19 protein-coding genes are annotated in these 21,023 nt (G+C 64.5%); 9 read left to right on the top strand and 10 right to left on the bottom strand.

Going from position 1 to position 21,023, the window contains the following annotated elements; all coding sequences use genetic code 11:
• Positions 1-155: 155 nt before the first annotated feature.
• Together CH290_RS19215 and CH290_RS19210 are read right to left on the bottom strand one after the other, a co-directional pair.
• Positions 156-1,112, bottom strand: a complete 957-nt coding sequence (locus CH290_RS19215) for a DNA-3-methyladenine glycosylase family protein (RefSeq protein ID WP_371828581.1) — start codon at positions 1,110-1,112, stop codon at positions 156-158.
• Positions 1,113-1,174: 62 nt separating this feature from the next.
• Positions 1,175-2,212 carry an acrylyl-CoA reductase family protein gene (locus tag CH290_RS19210; RefSeq protein WP_033189026.1) on the bottom strand — a complete coding sequence of 346 codons (1,038 nt, stop codon included), beginning with the start codon at positions 2,210-2,212 and terminating at the stop codon, positions 1,175-1,177.
• Between the two features lie 257 nt (positions 2,213-2,469).
• On the opposite strand from CH290_RS19210, the gene CH290_RS19200 reads away from it, so the two are divergent.
• A complete protein-coding gene (locus CH290_RS19200) occupies positions 2,470-3,003 on the top strand; it encodes a ribonuclease H family protein (protein WP_020112440.1) in 534 nt (177 codons plus the stop codon).
• 32 nt (positions 3,004-3,035) lie between these two features.
• Here CH290_RS19200 and CH290_RS19195 read toward each other — a convergent pair whose 3' ends face one another.
• From CH290_RS19195 to zapE, 4 genes are all read right to left on the bottom strand, one after another.
• A complete protein-coding gene (locus tag CH290_RS19195; protein WP_020112439.1) occupies positions 3,036-3,998 on the bottom strand; it encodes a pirin family protein in 963 nt (320 codons plus the stop codon).
• Positions 3,999-4,011: 13 nt separating this feature from the next.
• Positions 4,012-4,395, bottom strand: a complete 384-nt coding sequence (locus CH290_RS19190; RefSeq protein ID WP_371828043.1) for a MarR family winged helix-turn-helix transcriptional regulator — start codon at positions 4,393-4,395, stop codon at positions 4,012-4,014.
• A gap of 55 nt (positions 4,396-4,450) precedes the next feature.
• Positions 4,451-5,542 (bottom strand): LLM class flavin-dependent oxidoreductase, encoded by a 1,092-nt coding sequence (locus tag CH290_RS19185; RefSeq protein WP_033189025.1) that lies wholly within the window; start codon positions 5,540-5,542, stop codon positions 4,451-4,453.
• Positions 5,543-5,760: 218 nt separating this feature from the next.
• On the bottom strand, positions 5,761-6,693 hold the full coding sequence (gene zapE / locus CH290_RS19180; protein WP_019666949.1) for a cell division protein ZapE: 933 nt from the start codon (positions 6,691-6,693) through the stop codon (positions 5,761-5,763).
• Positions 6,694-6,741: 48 nt separating this feature from the next.
• Here zapE and CH290_RS19175 point away from each other — a divergent pair, with 48 nt between their 5' ends.
• Positions 6,742-7,263, top strand: a complete 522-nt coding sequence (locus CH290_RS19175) for a TetR/AcrR family transcriptional regulator (protein ID WP_020112438.1) — start codon at positions 6,742-6,744, stop codon at positions 7,261-7,263.
• 40 nt (positions 7,264-7,303) lie between these two features.
• On the top strand, positions 7,304-8,374 hold the full coding sequence (locus tag CH290_RS19170) for a glycerophosphodiester phosphodiesterase family protein (RefSeq protein ID WP_020112437.1): 1,071 nt from the start codon (positions 7,304-7,306) through the stop codon (positions 8,372-8,374).
• Positions 8,375-8,390: 16 nt separating this feature from the next.
• Here the strand turns inward: CH290_RS19170 and CH290_RS19165 are convergent, their stop codons facing one another.
• Positions 8,391-9,293 (bottom strand): oxidoreductase, encoded by a 903-nt coding sequence (locus CH290_RS19165; RefSeq protein ID WP_019666946.1) that lies wholly within the window; start codon positions 9,291-9,293, stop codon positions 8,391-8,393.
• Positions 9,294-9,327: 34 nt separating this feature from the next.
• On the opposite strand from CH290_RS19165, the gene CH290_RS19160 reads away from it, so the two are divergent.
• Positions 9,328-9,528 carry a helix-hairpin-helix domain-containing protein gene (locus CH290_RS19160; protein WP_020112436.1) on the top strand — a complete coding sequence of 67 codons (201 nt, stop codon included), beginning with the start codon at positions 9,328-9,330 and terminating at the stop codon, positions 9,526-9,528.
• 40 nt (positions 9,529-9,568) lie between these two features.
• Here the strand turns inward: CH290_RS19160 and CH290_RS19155 are convergent, their stop codons facing one another.
• On the bottom strand, positions 9,569-11,611 hold the full coding sequence (locus CH290_RS19155) for an HNH endonuclease signature motif containing protein (RefSeq protein ID WP_020112435.1): 2,043 nt from the start codon (positions 11,609-11,611) through the stop codon (positions 9,569-9,571).
• A gap of 137 nt (positions 11,612-11,748) precedes the next feature.
• Here CH290_RS19155 and CH290_RS19150 point away from each other — a divergent pair, with 137 nt between their 5' ends.
• From CH290_RS19150 to CH290_RS19130, 5 genes are all read left to right on the top strand, one after another.
• Entirely contained in the window at positions 11,749-12,102 is a 354-nt protein-coding gene (locus CH290_RS19150) for a hypothetical protein (RefSeq protein WP_019666943.1), read from the top strand.
• Positions 12,103-12,629: 527 nt separating this feature from the next.
• A complete protein-coding gene (locus tag CH290_RS19145) occupies positions 12,630-13,487 on the top strand; it encodes a hypothetical protein (protein ID WP_019666942.1) in 858 nt (285 codons plus the stop codon).
• 11 nt (positions 13,488-13,498) lie between these two features.
• Complete coding sequence (locus tag CH290_RS19140) at positions 13,499-14,272, top strand: putative protein N(5)-glutamine methyltransferase (RefSeq protein WP_019666941.1); 774 nt, start codon at positions 13,499-13,501, stop codon at positions 14,270-14,272.
• Between the two features lie 91 nt (positions 14,273-14,363).
• Positions 14,364-16,697 carry an endopeptidase La gene (gene lon / locus CH290_RS19135; RefSeq protein WP_019666940.1) on the top strand — a complete coding sequence of 778 codons (2,334 nt, stop codon included), beginning with the start codon at positions 14,364-14,366 and terminating at the stop codon, positions 16,695-16,697.
• Positions 16,698-16,748: 51 nt separating this feature from the next.
• Positions 16,749-18,617 carry an ABC transporter ATP-binding protein gene (locus tag CH290_RS19130; RefSeq protein WP_026348110.1) on the top strand — a complete coding sequence of 623 codons (1,869 nt, stop codon included), beginning with the start codon at positions 16,749-16,751 and terminating at the stop codon, positions 18,615-18,617.
• Here the strand turns inward: CH290_RS19130 and CH290_RS19125 are convergent, their stop codons facing one another.
• A complete protein-coding gene (locus tag CH290_RS19125; protein WP_020112432.1) occupies positions 18,618-19,613 on the bottom strand; it encodes an iron-siderophore ABC transporter substrate-binding protein in 996 nt (331 codons plus the stop codon).
• Between the two features lie 123 nt (positions 19,614-19,736).
• The gene (locus CH290_RS19120; protein ID WP_020112431.1) at positions 19,737-20,951 is read right to left on the bottom strand and encodes a lipase family protein; all 1,215 of its coding nucleotides are present in this window, start codon (positions 20,949-20,951) and stop codon (positions 19,737-19,739) included.
• Positions 20,952-21,023 lie beyond the last annotated feature (72 nt).

Here is a 21,023-nt window from a genome sequence, read left to right as displayed (position 1 = left end):
TCATCCTCCTGCTTTTGTGTCCCGGAAAACTAGCAGTTGAAATTCGGTGTGCAAAACGCTCGCGAACTGCCAGGTCAGGGACGTGGAGGAGAAAAAATCACCGTGCTCACAATCATTGTGCCGCAGGTGGATTGGGTGCTACTCGTACTCGTGCGTCAGTGCCAGGTGTGGTCGACGAGGGGTGTGCGTGGACCGAATTTCGGTTTGATTGCCCGGCCGCTGATTTGAAGTAGCTTGACGGCACGAAAGCGATGCGGTGCAAGCGGTTTCATGTACTCGATCATTCCGGCGTCGTCGAGGGGGTGACCGAGAAGCGACCAACCGACCGCAGCGGCCAAGTGGTAGTCGCCCACGGACAAGGCGTCGGGATCGCCGAAGGCACGTTGCGCGACTTCCGCTGCCGTCCAGATGCCGACGCCGGGGACAGCCCGCAGGCGACGTGTCGCATCCGCGAACGGCATCGAGGCGGCTTCTTCCATACGGTGCGCCACCTGTGCGCATCGCACGATGGTCTTGGAGCGAGCAGGATCGACGTTGGCGAGGTGGTACTCCCACGAGGGAATGCGGCGCCAGACGTCCGGAGGGGGCGGAACGAACATCGGCTTCGGAGTCGGGCCAGGTGCCCGCTCGCCGAATTTCGTGACGAGCCTGCGCCACGACGAGAACGCGGACAACCCGTGGACACGCTGCTCGAGTACCGCGGGCACCAGGGCTTCCATGACGAGCCCGGTCCTGCCGAGGCGAAGGTGCGGATGCTGTCGGTGAGCTTCCTTCAGGGTCGGATGCTCCGGCGCGAAGCCCGACGAGTCGTCCTCACTGCCCAGCAGCGCGGGCAGAAATCCGGTGAACTCCTCGGCACCGGGACCCCACGCCTGGCTCCGGACGGCGGTGCGCGAGATAGGGGTGATCCTGTATGTGACCGGACCGGACGGAAGACGCGACGCTCGCCAGACACTGCCTGCGCTGTCCCGCTCGAACGTGGGGTCTCCCTTGCCCCTGCGTAGATCCCGAAGGCACGCCATCGGGTCCAGCGGGGACGCCGACTCGAACACCGTCGAGACATCACTGTCTCCGGCGGCGGATGGAGAGCCTGGCGTGGTCTTCGGGAACATCGTGCCGCCGACTTTATCCCCTCCGACCGACAAACGCCGGAACTGGATCCGAGCGCCGCGGCCTACGCGAAGCCTCCGGAGACGGCGACGACCGTTCGGCCGGTGACGCCACCGCCGGAGATCGAGTCGAGAGCACTCGCGACGTCCGCCACGGGCACCTCGGTGGTGAGCGCCGACAGACGCTGCGGGCGCAGATCGGTTTCGAGTTTCTGCCACAGTGCCCGGCGCTTGTCGATGGGGAGTAACACGGAGTCGATGCCGAGCAGAGACACGCCGCGCAGAATGAACGGAAGCACCGTCGTCGGCAGCTGCGCGCCTCCGGTCAGACCGCTCGCGGCGACAGCGCCGCCGTACCGGACCGTGCTCAACGCATGTGCCAGCGTCTTGCCGCCTACGCAGTCGACGACGCCGCCCCACTCCGCCTTGCCGAGCGGACGCGGCTTGGCATCGGGATCCTCCGGCAGCCGGCCGACGACCCGCGATGCACCCAACTCTGTCAGCAGTTGCGTGGCGCCTTGCTTGCCGGACGATGCGACCACTTCGTAGCCTGCGGCCGAGAGGAGGTCGACGCTGACCGTCCCCACTCCGCCGCTGGCACCCGTCACCAGCACCGGCCCGTCGGACGGAGTCACGCCTGCCGCTTGCAGCGCACGTACGCTCAGTGCCGCGGTGAAACCCGCGGTGCCGATGGCCGCGGCCTCACGGGTGGACAGGGTGGTCAACGGCACCACCCACTCGGCGGGAACGCGCGCGAACTCGGCGTAACCACCGTGCTGCGCAGTACCGATGTCGTACCCGTGCGCAACGACGCGCTGACCCACCTCGAACTCCGGCGATGTGGACTCCGCAACGGTTCCCGCGACGTCGATGCCAGGGACGATGGGGTACTCGCGGACGACTCCACCCTTCGGCGTGATCGCGAGAGCATCCTTGAAGTTGACCGACGAATACTCCACGGCAATCGTCACCGACGGACCCGACACCTCCGGCAGAAACGACGCGTCGACGCGTTCTCGCGTGAGCGTGATGCCGTCGGCCTCCCTCGCCACCAATGCTTCGAACGACGACGGGATGGATTCTCCTGGCGCTGCAGTTGTCACGATTCGAGTCCTCGGTGAGTGCGAATGTGTGATCGACCCTGTCGGGTGCGTTCTCGGATGCTTTCCCACACTACCCATTCGGACACCCACACAGCCTCGAGCGGTCCTCGGCCCCCGAATTCAGAGGTCCGCAGGCTCCACTCCTGCCTCATCAGGTCGTTCCGCAGGCTCCACTCCTGCCTCATCAGGTCGTTCCGCAGGCTCCACTCCTGCGCGGCGCCTGTTGTTTGTCGGTGGGGCGAAGTAGGGTCCTTCCCGTGATCATCGTGAGTACTGACGGTTCGTGTCTGCGGAATCCGGGTGGCGCCATCGGTTGGGCCTGGGTCAACCACACGGGGCCGTCCAACTCCGGTGGAGAAGCGTCGGGAACCAACCAGATCGCCGAGCTTCGAGCGCTTTTGGAGGCAATCCTCGCGCACCCCGGTGACGAGCCGATGCTCATCGAGTCGGATTCGCAGTACGCCATCAAGTGTGCTTCGGAATGGCTGCCGGGGTGGAAGCGTAAGGGCTGGAAAACCGCGGGCGGATCGCCGGTGCGCAACCTGGAATTGGTGCAGAGCATCGATCGAGCAATCGTGGACCGCAGCGGACCTGTCCGATTCCGCTGGGTCCGTGGACATGTCGGCAACCACTTCAACGAGGCAGCCGACGCGCTCGCCGGTGAAGCTGCTCGCGCCGTCGCCTCGGGCAAAGCGGGCCCCAGCAAACCTGTTGCTACCGCTGCCGGCACGCCTGCCGCTGCCGCACCTTCCCGCAGCGAATCCCTCGACGAGGTCGCTACTCTTTTCTGAGGCTCGAGCCGAACCCTCGCAGCGCCCGCACCTCAGTGTCTCGGGGCGATGCGAGCGTTCGGTAGTTCGGGCGCAGGAAGTCTGAACCCCGGTATCCGGTACCCATCGACCGTGCCGAACTGCCCGTCACGCTCCGCATGCTCCGCTCCTTCCCAGGCCTCGCGATAGGCCACGATGTCGTCGTGGGTGCGGCCCATGAAGTTCCACCACATCACTACTTCTTCACCGAACGGTGGCCCGCCGAGCAGCAGCATTCGTGCTTCGTCGGTGCCCGAGTTTCGCAGGGTGATGGCGCGATTGCCGGGCTGGAGGTATCCCAATTCGGCTCGGGCAAGGGTGCCGGATTCCGCGTCCTCGGGATCGGCGTCGTCAGCTGGGGGAAGGGTCTCGACGTTCACCGAGCCCTGGTCGACGATGATGCCGTGCTCGAAGGCCTCGTCGACGTCGAGTTGAACGGCACTCCCTGCGGGAAGGACGATCTCGGCGCCGAGGAGTGGTGTGAAAGTCGAGACGGGGGATGTCCGGCCCGCGAGAGATCCCAGGAACACCCGCAGCTCTGCGCCGCCCGTCGTCACGGCGTCGGGGACGTAGTGCTGAAAGGCCGGCGCAGTGAATCGAGCGGACCCGGGCAGGGCGACCCACAGCTGCATGCCGTGCAGGATTCGGGTGTTGTCGGTCGAGACTTCCGAGTGGGAGATTCCGCGGCCCGCGGTCATGAGGTTGAGCTCGCCGGGGTGGACAAGTGCGTGCGAGCCGATGCTGTCGCGGTGTTCGATCTCACCGGTGAACAGCCAGCTCACGGTCTGCAGCCCGGTGTGGGGGTGCGGCGGGACGTCCATGCCTCCGGACGCGGATACGTCGTCGGGACCGTAGTGATCGGCAAAACACCACGCGCCGATCAGGGTTCGCTGTTTCGTCGGTAGCGTCCGCCGGACGTTCATGGCGCGAGGGCCGCCGAGTGGAACGTCGCGTGGGGTGATGATTTCGAGGTTCATGGGAAACCGCCTGTCATGAGATGTCCTTCTGCGCGAGCCTCAGTTTGGTGCACAGTGCCGTCAGTGTTCGCAGTTCCTCGTCGGTCAACGCGTCGCCGACGTATCTCCTGATGCGCGACGCGTGCTTCCGTCCGATCTCCCGTTGCACAGCGAGGCCGTCGTCGGTGAGGCCGACGACGGTTCCGCGTTTGTCGTTCGGGTCCGGCGTGCGGGTGACCAGTCCGAGCTTCTCCAGCCGTTCGCAGAGTCGACTGAGCGAGGGCTGGGTCAGCAGGATCTCGGCGTTGAGGTCGTGCAGACGCAACGTTCGCGTCGGGCAATTGCCGAGTGTGAACAGCACGTCGTACTCGCGCAGACTGATCGGGCCCCAAATGTCGTCGGCGGTGAACTTGCGCATCAGCGCCACCTGGGAGCGAAACAACGCCTCCCAGGCGACAACCGACAGTTCGGTGCTAGACGGCAACAGCCGTCTCCTTCTCGGCGAGCATGCTCGCGTGCGTCGGCGGGTTCTCGGGAACCCCGGCCGGGCGTCGTGCGGCGAACTCCGCGCGCAGCGTCGGTACCACTTCCTCGCCCAGCAGATCGAGCTGCTCGAGGACCGTCTTCAGCGGGAGACCGGCGTGATCCATCAGGAACAGTTGGCGCTGGTAGTCGCCGAAGAAGTCCGCGAACGCGAGTGTCTTCTCGATGACCTGCTGTGGTGAGCCGACGGTCAACGGTGTCTGCTCGGTGAATTCTTCCATCGTCGGGCCGTGTCCGTAGACGGGTGCGTTGTCGAAGTACGGCCGGAACTCGTTCACTGCGTCCTGGCTGTTCTTGCGCATGAACACCTGACCGCCGAGGCCGACGATGGCCTGGTCCGCGCGGCCGTGCCCGTAGTGCTCGTAGCGTTGGCGATAGAGGTCGATGAGCTGAATGTAGTGCTCTTTGGGCCAGAAGATGTTGTTCGCGAAGAATCCGTCACCGTGGTACGCGGCGATCTCTGCGATCTCGGGGCTGCGGATCGAGCCGTGCCATACGAACGGCGGGATGTCGTCCAGCGGGCGAGGCGTGGAGGTGAAGCTGTCGAGCGGAGTCCGGAAGTTGCCCTTCCACGTCACGACGTCCTCGGTCCACAGGCGTCGCAGGAGTTGGTAGTTCTCGAGCGCGAGGGGAATGCCCTGACGGATGTCCTTGCCGAACCACGGGTAGACCGGCGCGGTGTTGCCGCGGCCCATGATGAGGTCGACGCGGCCGTCGGACAGATGCTGGAGCATCGCGTAGTCCTCGGCGATCTTCACCGGGTCGTTGGTCGTGATGAGTGTCGTCGACGTGGACAGGATCAGCTTGTCGGTCTGGGCGGCGACGTACCCGAGCATCGTCGTCGGTGACGACGGCACGAACGGCCGGTTGTGGTGCTCACCGGTTGCGAACACGTCGAGACCGACTTCTTCGGCATGCCTGGCGATGGTGACCATTGCCTTGATCCGCTCGTTTTCGGTGGGTGCGCGACCTGTGGTGGGGTCGACTGTCACGTCGCCGACGGTGAAGATTCCGAACTGCATGGTGTGCTCCCTGGCCGAATCCCTCGAACGCATTTTCATGCGTTTGCATTGACTTCTACTCTAACGGGAGTTTGCCGGGTGGTATTCCATGCCGGTGCCGAGAAATTTCCGAAAAACTTTCCATCCGGACCCATCCAGCCTTTCACCTGCGGCGAATGATGGATGAGACGCCCGCGGCTGCTGTCGCCCCCGACCGCCGTCAGCTGTGGGCGTCTCCCTTACTTCTCGGCTCCGAGACGTGTCGACGCCCGCGAATGCCGAAGCTGATGGAGCCTGCTCAGCGTCCTCTTCAGATCGACTCCTCCCGACGAGACCGAGCCGAGGCCTTCCCGGTGACCGTCGGCGAACTCCTCCAACGGCACCCGTGCGTGAAATCGAGTCCTGATGTCCGCGTCGTACAGGATGTCCACGAGATTCGAGAATCTGCGCACTGCGTCGTCCGACGCCTGGGCAAGTGCTGGTATTTCCCTGATCGTCAGTTCTGCGCCCGCGTCGAGCCGATCGACGATGGCCAGGTAATCGCCCGTCGACCTCGGGGCCTCGCACAGGTCCGCGAAGGACTCGCCTGCGGCAGTTCCGGTGGTGGACCAGGTTCCCGCGGAGAATCCCGAGTTCTCGGTGTTCGCGTCGCCCAGGGTGCGGTAATCCACGGGTCCGTCGACGCACACCACTCGGAGGTTCGCTTTCAGAACCTCGATGGTCGGGAGGAATGCGTCGTGAAACAGCGGATTGGGCAGCAAGCCGTCGGGTGGGTAATTGGACGTCGCGACCACGGCGACACCTCGTGCCCACAGGGCGTCGAGCATCCGGGCGATGAGCCGTGCGTCGCCGATGTCGTGCACGTGGAATTCGTCGAAGCAGAGCAATCGGGTGGGGCCGATCAACGCGTCGAGCGTCGGTTCGAGCTGGAACCGATGAACGAAGTACGACGCGTGCAGGTCACGGAAAAAGGTGTGGAAGTGCAGGCGTTTCTTGGGCTCCGGTGCGGCGCCGAAGTATCTGTCCATCAACCAGGTCTTGCCTCGCCCGACGGGTCCCCACAGGTACAGGCCGAGCGTGTCGGCCTCGGTGAGAAGGTCGACGACGGAGTGCTGCGACGGGTCCAGGTCGAAATCGGCGGCGAACGCATTCCGGGGTACTGGTGGCCTCATGGGCGCCCACTCTACATATGTAGAGGAAATTGGCGTATGATCCACGTCATGGACAGAAGAGCTGCGATCGCGGACGCGGCGATCGACGTCATCGCCGATTCCGGACTCCGGGCACTGACCCACCGCAAGCTCGACGACGCCCTGACGCTGCCGGCCGGCTCCACGTCGTACTACTTCCGATCGAAAGCCGATCTGTTCGCCGCCGTGATCGCCCGGATCACCGAGACTTCGCGTGCCGAGTTCACCCACCTGTCGACCATCGAGGGTGATCCGGTCGAAGTGACGGTGCGGTACCTGGACCACCTCGTCACGGAGAGAGCCGCCCAACTACGCGCCCGGCACGTGCTGATGCTCGACCCGACGGTGTCCGACGCCGACCGCGCCGCGCTGGCGGGCAGCCTGTTCTCGGGGCCTGGTGCCGTCGAACTGTTCGGCGACGCCGAGGTCGGAGCCGGCTACATCGCGTTGTGCGAGGGGTTGGTGACCTCTGCCCTCGGGGCCCGCGCCGCACGCACGGAAATGTTCCGAGCGCCTGTTGTCACTTATCTGAAGGGTGCGGGGAAGCTCTAGTTCACGGAGTCGACGCTTCTCACCCCTAGCGTCGAACGGCATGCGACGACTACCAGGTGCCGCGCTCGTCTTGACCGTGCTCGCAGCGGTCACGTTCACTGCATGTTCGTCGGCCGAAGCGGACCGGTCGCCGGATCCTCGACCTCAGCCGTCGAACGGCGAGTTCGATCTACAGGCGCACCGGGGTGGACTCGGCCTCGTCTCCGAGAGCACCCTCGAATCGTTCACCACTGCACTGGAGCTCGGCGTGACCACGCTGGAACTGGACACGCAGATCACCGAGGACGGGATTGCCGTCGTCACCCATGATCGGCAGGTCTCGTCGAAGAAATGTCTGGACACGGCACCTGTCGTCGAGCAGGATCCCGAGTTCCCCTACGTCGGCAAGTACGTGAACACGTTGACGCTGGCGCAGATTCGGACCCTGGACTGTGGGACGTTGCGGCTGGCGGACTATCCGGAGCAACGAACGGTGCCGGGTGCGCGGATGCCGACGTTGGCCGACGTTCTCGAACTTGCCGCCAGTGCCCCTGGGATCAAGCTGAATGTCGAAACCAAGGTCGAAGCGGCAAGCCCGACGGAGACGGCACCTCGTGAGCAGTTCGTCGACACCGTCCTCGGCACCATCCGTGCCGCTGGGATGCTCGACAGAGCGACGATCCAGAGCTTCGACTGGGGTGCGCTGCAGCGGGTCCGGGAAGTGGAACCCGCACTACCGACCGTCGCGCTGACGAACGGTGAGTTTCTTCAGATCGGTCAGTCCGGGAGGTCGCCATGGCTCGGTGGCGTGGACATCGACGATTTCGACGGTGACCCGATTGCCGCGATCCGCTCGTTCGGCGCATCCGGATTCTCACCGGTTCAGGGAAATCCGCAGAGCGGCAAGGTAAGTGACCCGGACTTCGAGCTGTACGTGACCCAGAAGATGATCGACGACGCCCATGCCGCTGGAATTCGGGTCATTCCGTGGACAGTCGACGACCCCGAGACCATGAACGTCCTGCTGGACATGGGAGTCGACGGGATCATCACCGACTACCCGGACCGGCTACGCGCGGTGCTGAGCGACCGGGGTATGCCGCTACCCGCTTCGGTCACGGTAGGCGGCTGACCCGCATGTCGGTGCGTCAGCCGAGGTCGTACACGACTCCGGTGAGTCGTTCACTTGCTTCCCAGAGCTTTTCGGCGAGCTGGCGGTCTTTTGCCTTGCCGGAGAGCTTTGCCGGAGCGGGAGCGCCACGGGACTCGAACAACCACTTCGGGCCCGTGTACGACCCCGGTCCACCCTTCTCGAGTGCGTGGAGGGTAGGAAGTGCGCCGGCTTTCGCGGACTGCGAGATGATCGGCAGCCCGACGGCCGCGACGAGGGACGCAATCTTGGAACTCCCCAGGCCGTCGGGACTCGAGTACAACTCGGTCGACGAGATGCCGGGGTGGGCGGCGTTGCTCGTGATGTCGATCTTCGCGGCATCGAGACGGCGCTGAAGTTCCAGTGCGAACAACAGATTCGACAACTTGGAATTGGCGTAACCCCGCTGTGGGTTGTACCCGCGCGTGGCCTGCAGATCGTCGAAATCGAGTTTCGGTGCTTGCTTGTGGGCGACCGAGGAGACGGTGACGACGGTGGCCTTGTCCGACGCGCGAAGCTTGGGGAGCAAGTGGCCGGTCAACGCGAAGTGGCCGAGGTGATTGGTACCGAATTGAAGTTCGAAGCCGTCGACGGTCTCGCGCCGCGTCGCAGGCATCATGACGCCTGCGTTGTTGATGAGGACGTCGACGCGGTCGGGAGCCGATGCCGCGAAATCACGCACCGAGCTCAGATCGGCCAGATCGAGTTCGGCAGTGTCCACGACGCCGCCGGTGCTGTTGGTTTCTGCGGCAATCTTGTCCGCCGCTGTCTTGGCCTTGTCCAGGTTGCGGCAGGCCAAGGTCACGTGGTCGCCTTGCTTCACCAACTGGAGCGCGGTGAAGTAACCGATTCCGGTGTTTCCGCCGGTGAGGATGACGCGTCGCTGCTTGTTGTCAGGCACCCGACCAGGTTACCGGCGAGTTTAAGATGTGGCCATGAGTGAGCCGATCGACCATTTCCCCGCAGGCACCGGACGCCCCGCAGCAGGCGCATTCTTCGCCGCCGGCTTCACATCGCTCGAGGCGTTGGCCGGGCAGTCGGAATCGGCGCTCGCACAGCTCCACGGCGTCGGCCCCAAAGCACTCGGCATCGTGAAGGCCGCCTTGGAAGCGGAAGGACTCGGGCTCGAACCCTAGTACGAGTCATTACGCAGGCTCCACTCCTGAAACCTCCTGCTCAGAACGGTGGTGGCCGGTACTTCTCGCGTTCGGCGACCACGGCGCGATGCTCGAGGAACTTCTCGCGGAGGTATAGCGCGTCGGCTCGGCACTGCGGATCGTCGAGTCTTGCGATGTCCGCCAGACTTGGTGCGCCGCCGTCGGTGCGCGGATTCAGGAGCCTCCAGAGTTGGCAGTCCTCGTCGGTGATGTTGGCTTCCCACCACGTGGGTTCGTACAGTTCGTCCGGCGGGTCGGGTAAGTCGTCGTGGCGGTCGATGTTGTTGCGGGTGTCGGATCGACGGGATGCGCCCCTCGACGTCGGTCGGGACGGCATGCGGAATCGACGGACGTGGACGAAATCGCCGGGGATGTCGACTGTTCCGAACGCGGGTGGGGTTATGTGCTGCAGCCCAGCCCCTGAGCGCCAATAGATTCCGTCTCCGTCGAGCTTGGTGCACGCCCACAGTCGCAGAGTCTTGGCCTGATGGTGGTACGGGCACAGTGGATGCAGGTTTCCGAGAACGGTCCAGCCTCCGGAAATCGGATCTCGATGATCGAACGGAACGATGTGGTCGATGTCGCAACGGGCAGCCGGTACCCCACAGTTCGGGAACGTACAGGTGTGATAGCTCGCGCGAACCAGCGCGACCAGAGCAGCGCTCGGCCGGTAGGTGAGGGCTCCGGGCGGAGGCGTGCAGAATCCACCGTGTCCGTCGGGGTGCAAGCCCTCGGCGAGCGACGGGTCGAGTGCCACAGCGTCCATGAACGCAGCAATCGCCGCGGACAGCGCCGCTTCTTCCCCGATCGCCGATGCACGCGGATTGTCCTTGGCCCGCTGCGTAGTAGTCGGCAGAGGCGCTGGAGGCCGTGTTCGGCCGCGGGCGACAACCCGCCGAGCACGGGCAGCCTTACGCCGACCGCGCCGTACTGGATGTTGCGCCGGTGGTCTGGGATTCGGTGCGTCAGTAACCTTGGTGCCGCCATCGTCGTCGTCACCCCCGTCCGAACCCTCGTCCGAGTTGCCGGCACCGTCGTCGTCGAGATCGTCGGCCGATTCGTCGTTGTCGAGGCCACGGCGGTCACGTGCGGCGGTCAGGGTTTCGGTGAGCAGGACCTGCCAGCGGGTGTCGGTGGCGAGGAGTCGCACGGTTTCCGCGTCGAGAACTGTGCCGTCGGACAGTGTGGCCGGCTCTTCGTTCAGCCCGAGAATGGTTTCGATGTCGATGTGAATGTTCAGCAGGTACGGTCGCCGGTTGGGGTTCTTGGCATCGACTCCGCGAAACGGGCATTCCTCGCTCCCGCAACGGCATTGGAGCGCATCTTCTCGGTGGATCAACGCGAGTAAGGCATGTCCGCGTAGTTCTTTCTTGGTTCGTGGATCTTTCGGGCAGACGGTGGCTACGTACTCGTCGAGGAGGGCGTCGCATTCAGCGCCCTCGAGCACGCTCATCTTCGACACCAGGGTGGCGATGCCGGAGTCGTTGCGGCGAATCTCGGCGCATCGTTCGTCGGCGAGCGCAGCTTTCTGTGCAGCCGCGGCCTCGTCCGGGTCGTATTGGAACCAGCGGCGCCAGATGTTCTCCCGCAGCGCTTTCGGAGCGCATCGCTGTGCCGCGGCGAGAATATCTGCCTCCAGAGCCGACACAGTCTCGTCGCTGGCGCGGAGCAGGGTCAGAACTACCGTTCGGACACGGCCGTAGTCGAGGTCCCCGGCCGTGAAGGCGGCATCGATTGCCGGCAGACGCCAGAACAGATGGTTGGCGACAACGATCATCTGGCGCGCAACAGTCCGAGTTGTCGACATGGACACTGCTGCTTCGTATTCGACTGTGTGTCGGGCGCGATCGACGTTCGGTTCCTCACTGCCGTGCTCTGCACCCAGTGCATGCACGTCCATCTCTGCGCACAGCCGTATCTCGTAGAGATCTTGCAACTCGTGGATCACCACTGCCGACGCTCGGTTCTCTGCCCGCCGTCCATCCGACAGGCGCGTCAGTGACCGCGATGCCGCACTGTCTGCATCGGATCGAACCTGCGTGGAGCCCCCCGGCTGTGCCATGTCACATAGAGTAATCGAACATACGTTCGAACGCAACCGTGAGCGATGCCTCCCGTTATTTTCTTTCTCTGCTCCACATCGGTGTGGTCGGGTCGTCTGCTCCGGTATGGCTCCCGCAACCTGGCTAACCTGAGGCAATGACCAGTACAGGCGTTATCAGGAAGTGGTATGCCGACGAAGGATGGGGCGTTCTCGACTCCCTGGACACTGCCGGCGGATGCTGGGTTCACGTCAGCATGCTGTGGGCCATCACGCTGCCTCCTGCGCGCGAGAATGAGTCCATTCATATCACCGGTTCCAGTGTCGACGCGGTCGTCGGGGAGACCGTGGATTTCGAGTGGGAACAGGTGAGACAGGACGGTTACGACTATCGCGGAATCAGCGTGAGGCCTCGTCGAGATGGCCCCGAACGGACCATTCGCTGGGAGTACGGAGGCGATCGCCGTCATTCGGGGGTGGAATTTCGGACCGCTCCGCGGCTGCAGGAATAGACGGATGAGATTATCCGACATGCGTCCACGCGAACCGGCGATCACGGCCTAGCCTGATGCGGGCGCAAGGTAGAACGTCCCGACTGCGGGCTGACTTGGTTCGCAAGTGCTGGCTGTCGCCAGTATTTGCCCCGACCCTGTGTAGGCATCGGTTCGGTATCCATCGTCGGCCGGTTTCACCCCGGAAGTGCCTCTGCTGTCTCTGGATTCGCCAGGCGAGTTTCGTCAGCTGATGCAACAGCGGTGATACCTGCCGACGACGGCGACAGCACTCGATGTGCCCACGATGCAAGATCTTATGATCGAAGTCCGACACACGGACGCGGTCTTGGGTGTAGTCACTGTGGTGTTCCTCCGAGGGTGCTAGCTGGTCTCGCCTACGACAAGCTCTGGGGCCGTGGGTACGGATTCATGGAGAACCCGATCCTGCGAAGTAGGTCGATGCACTCGGGCCGTTCTCGGAACTCGATTCCGGTTGGGTTGTCGCAGTGCTCGCTGCTGAGGAGCCGGTGTGAGACGCTGGGTGCATGGTGAGCGTGGGGGCGTGGTCGCTGGCGGACAAGGCGTCGAGACTGGGGTGGAAGACGGTCGGAAGACGTGTCGACCTCGACGGCGACCAGTCGTGGTTGCGGGGGCCGGTATCGGGTCCGGGCGTCGTTCGGGACAGGTGGCTGCAGCAGGAGGCGGAGCGCATCGGTGGGCGCGTCGTACCCGGTTCCTCGTCGGACGGTTTGCTGCACAGCTTCGATGCGCTGGCCGGTCCGGAGTTCGACCCGAGCGCGATCGACCCTCGCATTCGCGAATTCTACGAGCACACTGCTCGGTGGCGCATGGATGCGTGGACGCAGTGGACGACGGGTTTCGGGCTACCCGGCGCGGCCATCGAAGCGTTGTACGGCAAACGCGTGCAGCAGCTTGCTCTTCCGGTGCAGCCTCTGGCGGTGGCACACGGTGTGGACAGTGAGGTCACGGAGATCGTCGACGCCGACGGCCGGCATGCCGGCTCTGCCTGGTTGCGAACTCTGCGGAAGACCGGCGACTACATGTACAGCGGTTACTACCGCGCTTCGACGCTTCCCTCGGCGTCGGGTCCGAGCGTCCATGTGACTTTCCCGTTGGAGGACGGCAACGTCCAGGTTTTCCTGAAACCGACAGTGGGCGAAGGAGGTTCGCTCGTTCTGACGTCCCCGTCGGGTAGGTTCGGGCAGGACGGCGCCTACACGGTCGTGTTGGACAAAGGTGCCTGGTACGCGGCCAGAGCGCCGATCCACGAGGTCTTCCATGTCTACGTCGACGACGAGGGGGTGCTGCGGACCGATCATGTGCTGAAACTGTGGAACGTGACCGCTGTCCGGCTGCACTACCGCCTCACGCCCCTCGGCTGATCTCGAGTCCGATGTCCGCGCCTTCCTTCGACGAGATCGTCCGGGTGTTGCGCGCCGCGGGCTGCGTGTTCGCGGAAATCGAGGCTCGGCTCCTCGTGGAGGCGTTCGGCGGAAGCGCTCTGAAAAAGGCTGTCGCACAGCGAGTCGACGGCACTCCACTGGAACAACTTCTCGGGTGGGCGGAGTTCGCTGGTCTGCGGATATCGGTCGCGCCCGGAGTGTTCGTCCCCCGTCGCAGAACCGAACTCCTCGTGCACGCCGCGGTCGACGCGGAGCCCGGGGTTGTGCTCGACATCTGTTGCGGATCCGGGGCAGTCGCCGTTGCGATCGCACACGAGCGGCCCGGGGTGGCGCTGCATGCCTCCGACATCGCACCCGCTGCAGTCCGCTGTGCGCGTCGGAATCTGGAGCCCGTCGGAGGTCATGTCTATCGAAGTGACATGTACAGCGCTCTGCCGCACAGTCTTCGGAGAACCGTCGACGTCGTGGTCGCCAATGCCCCGTACGTTCCGACCGGGGCGATCGGTTCCATGCCGTCCGAGGCGAGGGACCATGAGCCGAGAGACGCTCTCGACGGAGGTGTCGACGGCCTCGACCTCCAGCGCCGAGTGGTCGAGGGGGCGGGGGAGTGGCTTGCTCCTGCGGGCCGCATCGTGGTCGAAACCAGCGTTCGGCAAGCGCAGGGCACCGCGGCGCTCGTCGCGGCGTCGGGTTTCGAAGCGGAGATCGTCAGATCCGAGGAACTGGACGGGACGGCAGTCGTCGGGCGTAGTCGCGGACGCTGATTCTGCCCACGGAGAACACGCTCACCACGGGGAACACCCGGAGCACACGTGAAGTTGAGTCCACATAGCTCAACCGACCGGAGGTGCTGTAATGCCCGAACCCATCCGCCTACCTGTTCTCTTTCTGACCGACCCCGTCGTTCTGCCCGGGATGGTCGTCCCCGTCGAACTCGACGAGTCCGCGCGCGCTGCCGTGGACGCAGCACAGGCTTCCAACGACGGAACCTTGCTCGTTGCTCCTCGGCTCGAGGACCGATACGCCGCGTACGGCGTGGTTGCGTCCATCGTGCAGATGGGACGGCTCGCGACCGGGGAGGCTGCCGCAGTCCTCAAGGCCGAGCGCCGCGCTCACATCGGTCACGGTGTCAGCGGGCCCGGTGCTGCCCTGTGGGTCGAGGCCGAAATCGTCGACGAATCCGCCGTCGACGGTAGTGGTGGAACTGCCGAGAGCACCCGAACGCTGGCCACCGAGTACAAGCAGCTCGTCGTCGCGATGTTGCAGCGCCGCGACGCGTGGCAGGTCATCGACTCCGTCAACAAGCTCACCGATCCCGGCGCGATCGCCGACACCGCGGGGTACGCGTCGTACCTGACCGATGTGCAGAAGAGGCAGCTGCTCGAGACCCCATCCGTGCACGATCGTCTGACACTGCTGATCGAGTGGACCCGGTCCCATCTCGCGGAGGTCGAGGTCAACGACAAGATCTCGAACGATGTGCGCGACGGTATGGAGAAGACCCAGAAAGAGTTTCTGCTGCGGCAGCAGCTCGCCGCGATCCGCAAGGAGCTCGGCGAGGACGAACCAGACGGCGCCGACGACTACCGCGGCCGCGTCGAATCGGCAGATCTCCCGGATGCGGTGCGCGAGGCCGCACTTCGTGAGGTCGGAAAGCTCGAGCGGGCGAGTGATCAGAGTCCCGAGTCCGGGTGGATCAGGACGTGGCTCGATACCGTCCTGGACCTGCCGTGGTCGGTCACCACGACCGACACGACCGACATCGATTCGGCACGAGCGATTCTCGATGCGGACCACCATGGTCTGGACGACGTGAAGGATCGTATCGTCGAGTATCTCGCCGTGCGGGCGCGTCGAGCAGAGCGCGGCATGGGCCTCGTCGGTGGACGCGGATCGGGTGCGGTCATGGTGCTCGCGGGGCCGCCCGGAGTCGGTAAGACGTCGCTGGGCGAATCCGTGGCGCGTGCGTTGGGCCGCAAGTTCGTTCGTGTCGCACTCGGTGGCGTTCGAGACGAAGCGGAGATTCGCGGACACCGGCGTACCTACGTGGGTGCGTTGCCCGGGCGAATCGTCCGCGCCATCGGTGAGGCGGGTTCGATGAACCCCGTGGTGCTGCTCGACGAGATCGACAAGGTCGGTTCCGACTACCGCGGCGATCCCAGTGCCGCTCTGCTCGAAGTTCTCGATCCGGCGCAGAATCACACTTTTCGGGATCACTACCTGGACCTCGATCTCGACCTCTCCGACGTCGTGTTTCTGGCGACAGCCAATGTGGTCGAACAGATTCCGGGACCTCTGCTCGATCGGATGGAGCTCGTCACCATCGACGGGTACACCGAGGACGACAAGGTCGTGATCGCGCGGAACTATCTGCTGCCGCGTCAGTTGGAACGTTCTGCGCTCACGTCCGACGAAGTCGACGTCACCGACGATGCGTTGCGAAAGATCGCTGCCGACTACACCCGTGAACCAGGTGTGCGTCAGTTCGAGCGTCTGCTCGCCAAGGCTCTGCGGAAGTCCGCGACAGCACTGGCAGGGGGAAAGGCGACGGTGCGTATCGACGAGGCGGGACTCGTCGAGTACCTCGGCCGACCGCGTTTCACTCCCGACGTTCACGAGAGAACCGAAGTGCCGGGTGTGGCAACCGGTCTCGCCGTGACGGGACTCGGAGGCGACGTGCTGTTCATCGAGGCGTCGTCGACGGAGGGCAAGCCCGGACTTGCGCTGACGGGTCAGCTGGGTGACGTCATGAAGGAGTCGGCGCAGATAGCCCTGTCCTACGTGCGATCTCACGCGGCACGATTCGGCATCGATCCGCAGGTGTTGGACCGCAGCATCCACGTCCACGTACCGGCAGGTGCCGTACCCAAGGACGGTCCGTCGGCAGGCGTCACGATGGTCACGGCACTGGTGTCGATGGCGACGGGACGGCCGGTGCGGTCGGATGTGGGAATGACCGGCGAGGTCACGCTGAACGGTCGGGTCCTGCCGATCGGCGGAGTCAAGCAGAAGTTGCTGGCCGCGCAACGGGCAGGTCTGAAGACCGTTTTCGTTCCCGCGAGGAACGAACCGGATCTGGACGACGTACCGGCCGAGGTGCTCGCCGCCCTCGACGTACGTCCGATGACCGACGTCGCGGACATCGTGGATCTCGCCCTGGAGGAGGCTGCTGTGTCCGCAGTGGCGTGATGTGGCGCGTTCCTTGACCTCTACCTACATCGAGGTTCTAGCGTTGCCGGTATGAGCATGGAAGTCACGGCCTGGAATCAGCTGTATCGGACGATGCATGCGTCCGAGCAGAGCACGCAGTTCTCGTCGATCACGGCTCGGCGGATCCTGAGGTTCGCCGAGCCGCACCGCAACAAACTGATCGGGTTCGTCGTTCTGAGCGTCGTGCTCGCAGTTCTGGCGGTCGCGACGCCGGTACTGGCGGGACGCGTCGTCAATGCCATCGTCGACGGCGACTCGTTCGATGTCGTGCTGTGGCTGTCGGTGGCGATCGCACTGATCGCCGTCGTCGACGCGGCGTTCGGTTTGGTGAACCGGTGGCTGTCGTCGAGCTTGGGTGAGGCGTTGATTCTGGATCTGCGCACCGCGGTGTTCGACCACGTTCAGCGGATGCCGATCGCGTTCTTCACCCGGACGCGCACCGGTGCTCTCGTGAGCCGGTTGAACAACGACGTGATCGGAGCGCAACGCGCCTTCAGCGACACGCTCTCGGGCGTCGTGAGCAACCTCGTCACGCTGATCCTGACGCTCGTCGTGATGATCGGGATTTCCTGGCAGATCACGTTGCTCGCGTTGATCATCCTTCCGGTCTTCGTGATACCAGCCAGCCGGATGGGCAGGCGACTCGCGAGGCTGCAACGTGAAGCAGCCGAACACGATTCCGCGATGAGTACGCAGATGACGGAGCGGTTCTCCGCGCCGGGTGCGACTCTGGTCAAGCTGTTCGGCCAACCGGACTTCGAGTCGCGCGAGTTCGCGGTTCGCGCAGCTCGGGTCCGGGACATCGGCGTTCGGAGCGCCATGGTGCAGACGGTGTTCGTGACTGCGCTGACGTTGGTGTCGGCCCTCGCGCTCGCCGTCGTCTACGGTCTCGGTGGTTTCTACGCGCTGAAGGGACAGTTGGATCCGGGTTCGGTTGTGTCGCTGTCTCTTCTGTTGACCCGGTTGTATTCACCGCTGACGGAGCTGGCCAGCGCACGCGTCGAAGTGATGAGCGCTCTCGTCAGCTTCGAGCGTGTCTTCGAAGTCCTCGACCTCGTACCGCTCATCGAGGACAGTCCCGACGCCGTGGACGTCCCCGACGGGCCTGCTGCCGTCGAACTACGCGACGTCAGGTTCGCCTACCCGTCGGCGGACAAAGTGTCGCTTGCCTCGTTGGAGGAAGTGGCGACGCTGGATTCTCGTGGCGGCGACGAAGTGCTGCACGGCATCTCGTTCGTCGCCGAACCTGGGCAGATGATTGCCCTGGTCGGTACATCGGGCGCGGGCAAGTCCACCGTCGCGCAGCTCATCGCTCGGTTGTACGACGTCGACAGTGGATCCATCCTGCTGGGCGGCAAGGACGTCCGTGATCTGAAAGCGGATTCGATCAGAGGTGCCGTCGGGATGGTGACGCAGGACGGACATCTCTTCCACGACACGATCAGGTCCAACGTTGTGCTGCCGCGGCCGTCGGCCACCGACGACGAAGTCTGGGACGCGTTGCGTCGGGCACGGCTCGAAGATCTGGTGAAATCTCTGCCCGACGGGCTGGACACCGTCGTCGGAGAGCGCGGTTATCGGTTGTCCGGAGGTGAGCGGCAGAGACTGACCATCGCTCGGCTGCTGATTGCTCGGCCACGGATCGTGATTCTCGACGAGGCGACGGCGTCGCTGGATTCGACGTCGGAGTCAGCGGTCCAGGCTGCGCTGTCCGAGGCGCTCGCGGGCAGAACCTCGGTTGTGATCGCGCACCGACTGTCGACGATTCGGGCCGCCGACGCCATCCTGGTGGTGGAGGCAGGTTCGATTGTCGAGCGGGGAACACACGAAGAGCTCCTCGCAGCGGGTGGCCGCTACGAGGAGCTCCATCGAACTCAATTCGCTACCAGTGGATCGTGATCACCCTGCAGGAGCGGGCACGACCGTCGCCGGGTCGTTGTCCGCAGCGGCGGCGAGCATCGGGGTGAAGCCGTCGATCGCGTAGTCGAGCGAGAGCGGGCTCGAGTATCCGAGAGCGGACGGAAGGTCCTGATCGAACGAACCGATGTAGGCGGTGCGGTCCTCGGCGACGGCGGGCAGCTGCGCGAACAGTGGGTTGGCGGTGAGCTCTTCTCGGCTCTTGCCGGCGACGACGATCACGTCGGAGTTCAGCTGGGTGAGTCCCTCCAGGCTGACGGTCTCGGTCTTCTCCGGAACCTGGAAGCCGAGGTCGGTGAAGAACAGCGCACGGATGTCGTCGGAACCGAGGATCATGTAGCTGCCGTCGTCCATGAGGAACGTGAGTGCGAGCGTCTTGGCGGCGAACTGCGGGTTCTCGTCCTGCGCCGTCTGGAACTTCTGTTCGAGTTCGGCGGTCTTGTCCGCGGTTTCCTGCTCCTTGCCGAGGGCCTTTCCGATGACCTCGAACTCCTGCTGCCAGGTGGCAGCGGGTACGTCCTCGTACCCGCCGATGTCGGCGATCGTCGGAGCCATCTCGGACAGCTGGTCGTACTGGCCCTTCTCGATGAAGGAGTACGGCCCGAGGATCAGATCCGGACCGGCCGCCGCGATCTGCTCGAGGTTGAGGTCGGTGCTGCCGACCTCGGGGATCTCGGTGCCACCGAGTGCGTCCTGTGCCCAGGGACGCTGGCGGTAGTCGTAGCTCAGGTTGCCGCGGGTAGCAACGGGCTTCACGCCGAGCGCGAGAACGAAGTCCTGCTCGTTGAACCCGATCGTCACGACGTTGGACGGTTCGCTCTCGATGGTCGTCTGGCCGAACGCGTGGTCGATGGTGACCGGAAACGCCCCGGATTCGCCGCCCGACTCGGACGACGACGAACTGTCGTCCGAAGAGCACCCTGCGGCCAGGGCGATGGCGGCCGCACCTGCGGCTAGCTTGAGAACACTGGAACGCACGGAAACTCCTCGCATCGACAACGTTGTGCGAGGTAAGGCTAACAAAATCGGATGGTCGTCCCGCAAGCTCCACTCCCGGGCCTCGAACCGATCGAACGTTCAAGGCCCGGGGTCGGCCGGCCGTCAGCAGTTGCTGGGAGCGGGCACGCCGTTGAAGCGTGCGTCGATCCATTCCAGCGCCTGAGGCAATCCGAGAACTGCAGCGGTGAGGTGATCATTGCTGGGAACGAGCACTTCGGTGACCGGAACGCCTGCGGCGCAGTAGCGGCCGACCGTGTTGCTGATGGCCGAGACAGGGATGAGCGCATCCGTCGGGCTGTGCCACTCGAAGTACGGGGCCTTGGGGACACCGGGGTAGAGCTCGACGCTGTTCTCGTTGACTGCGGCAACCATCTCGGGGCTGTCGATCAAGTCGATGGAGTTGGCCACCTGCATCGCGCTCTTGCCCGCACCGACGGCGATGATGTCGTTGGTGCACGCATTCTGCAGCTGCGCTGCCATCTGCTGACCGAGCGGGTTGAGCTGCTCGCTGATCGGGATGCGCGTCGGGTACTCACGCTCGAGACCCAGAGCCGCCGCGAATGCGAGTCCGAAGACCGGGTGCGGGTTGAATCCGAGGTCGCGTGCCATGCGCTCGAGGTTCATCGGTGCGCCGCCCGCTGCGCTTCCGACGATGTTCAGCTCGGGTGCGTAGTCGTTCTGCAATGCCGCAGCCCACGCGGTGGCCATGCCGCCGCCCGAGTAACCGGCGAGTGCAACCGGGCTCTGCTGAACCTGCAGCGGATCGAAACGCTGGGTCGCCCGAATGCTGTCGAGGACGATCTGCCCGCCCATCTTGGCCGCGCCGTACGCGCTGTTCGGTCCCAGATGGTCCGCCATGTTGATGGTCCAGCCACGCTGCAATGCGACGTTCAGTGCAGGAGCCTCACGGATCATCAGGTTGGGGTCCTGCGTCCACAAGGCCTGCGACGGCGCGCACTGCAGACCGAGTGCGTTGATGATGTGCTGGTAGGACAGCAACGGCCCGTTCGGAACCTTGTTCCGCGGTGAGAACACCGTCGTCACCGCCGCGATGGGATCGCCGGCAGAGTTGGTCGAGCGGAACCGGATCTGCCACACGTCGGTGTCGAGGAAACCGGCGGGAGGCGGCATGGGCCGACTGGAGATGATGTCACCTGGATTCTTGGCCTCCAGGTCCGGCACGGGCGCATAGAAGACGTCGGAGATCGGCGTCGGTTCCAGAGGATTGGCCGCTGCGGTGCCCGTCGATATCACCGCGGAACAGGCGATCGCCACTGCCGTGATACTGGCAGCCCCGACCAGTTTGAGTGCGCGCATGACGTTGGGTTCCCTCCCGAAAGCTCTGATTACTCGAGCGAATGTTGCTGTCCTTCTACCCCACCGAATGCG

Origin of the sequence: Rhodococcus sp. 06-156-4 (genome assembly GCF_002259345.1) — a bacterium.
Classification (GTDB): domain Bacteria; phylum Actinomycetota; class Actinomycetes; order Mycobacteriales; family Mycobacteriaceae; genus Rhodococcoides; species Rhodococcoides fascians_E.
Note: the sequence above shows the minus strand (reverse complement) of the source record. Positions and strands in the feature narration are given on the sequence as shown.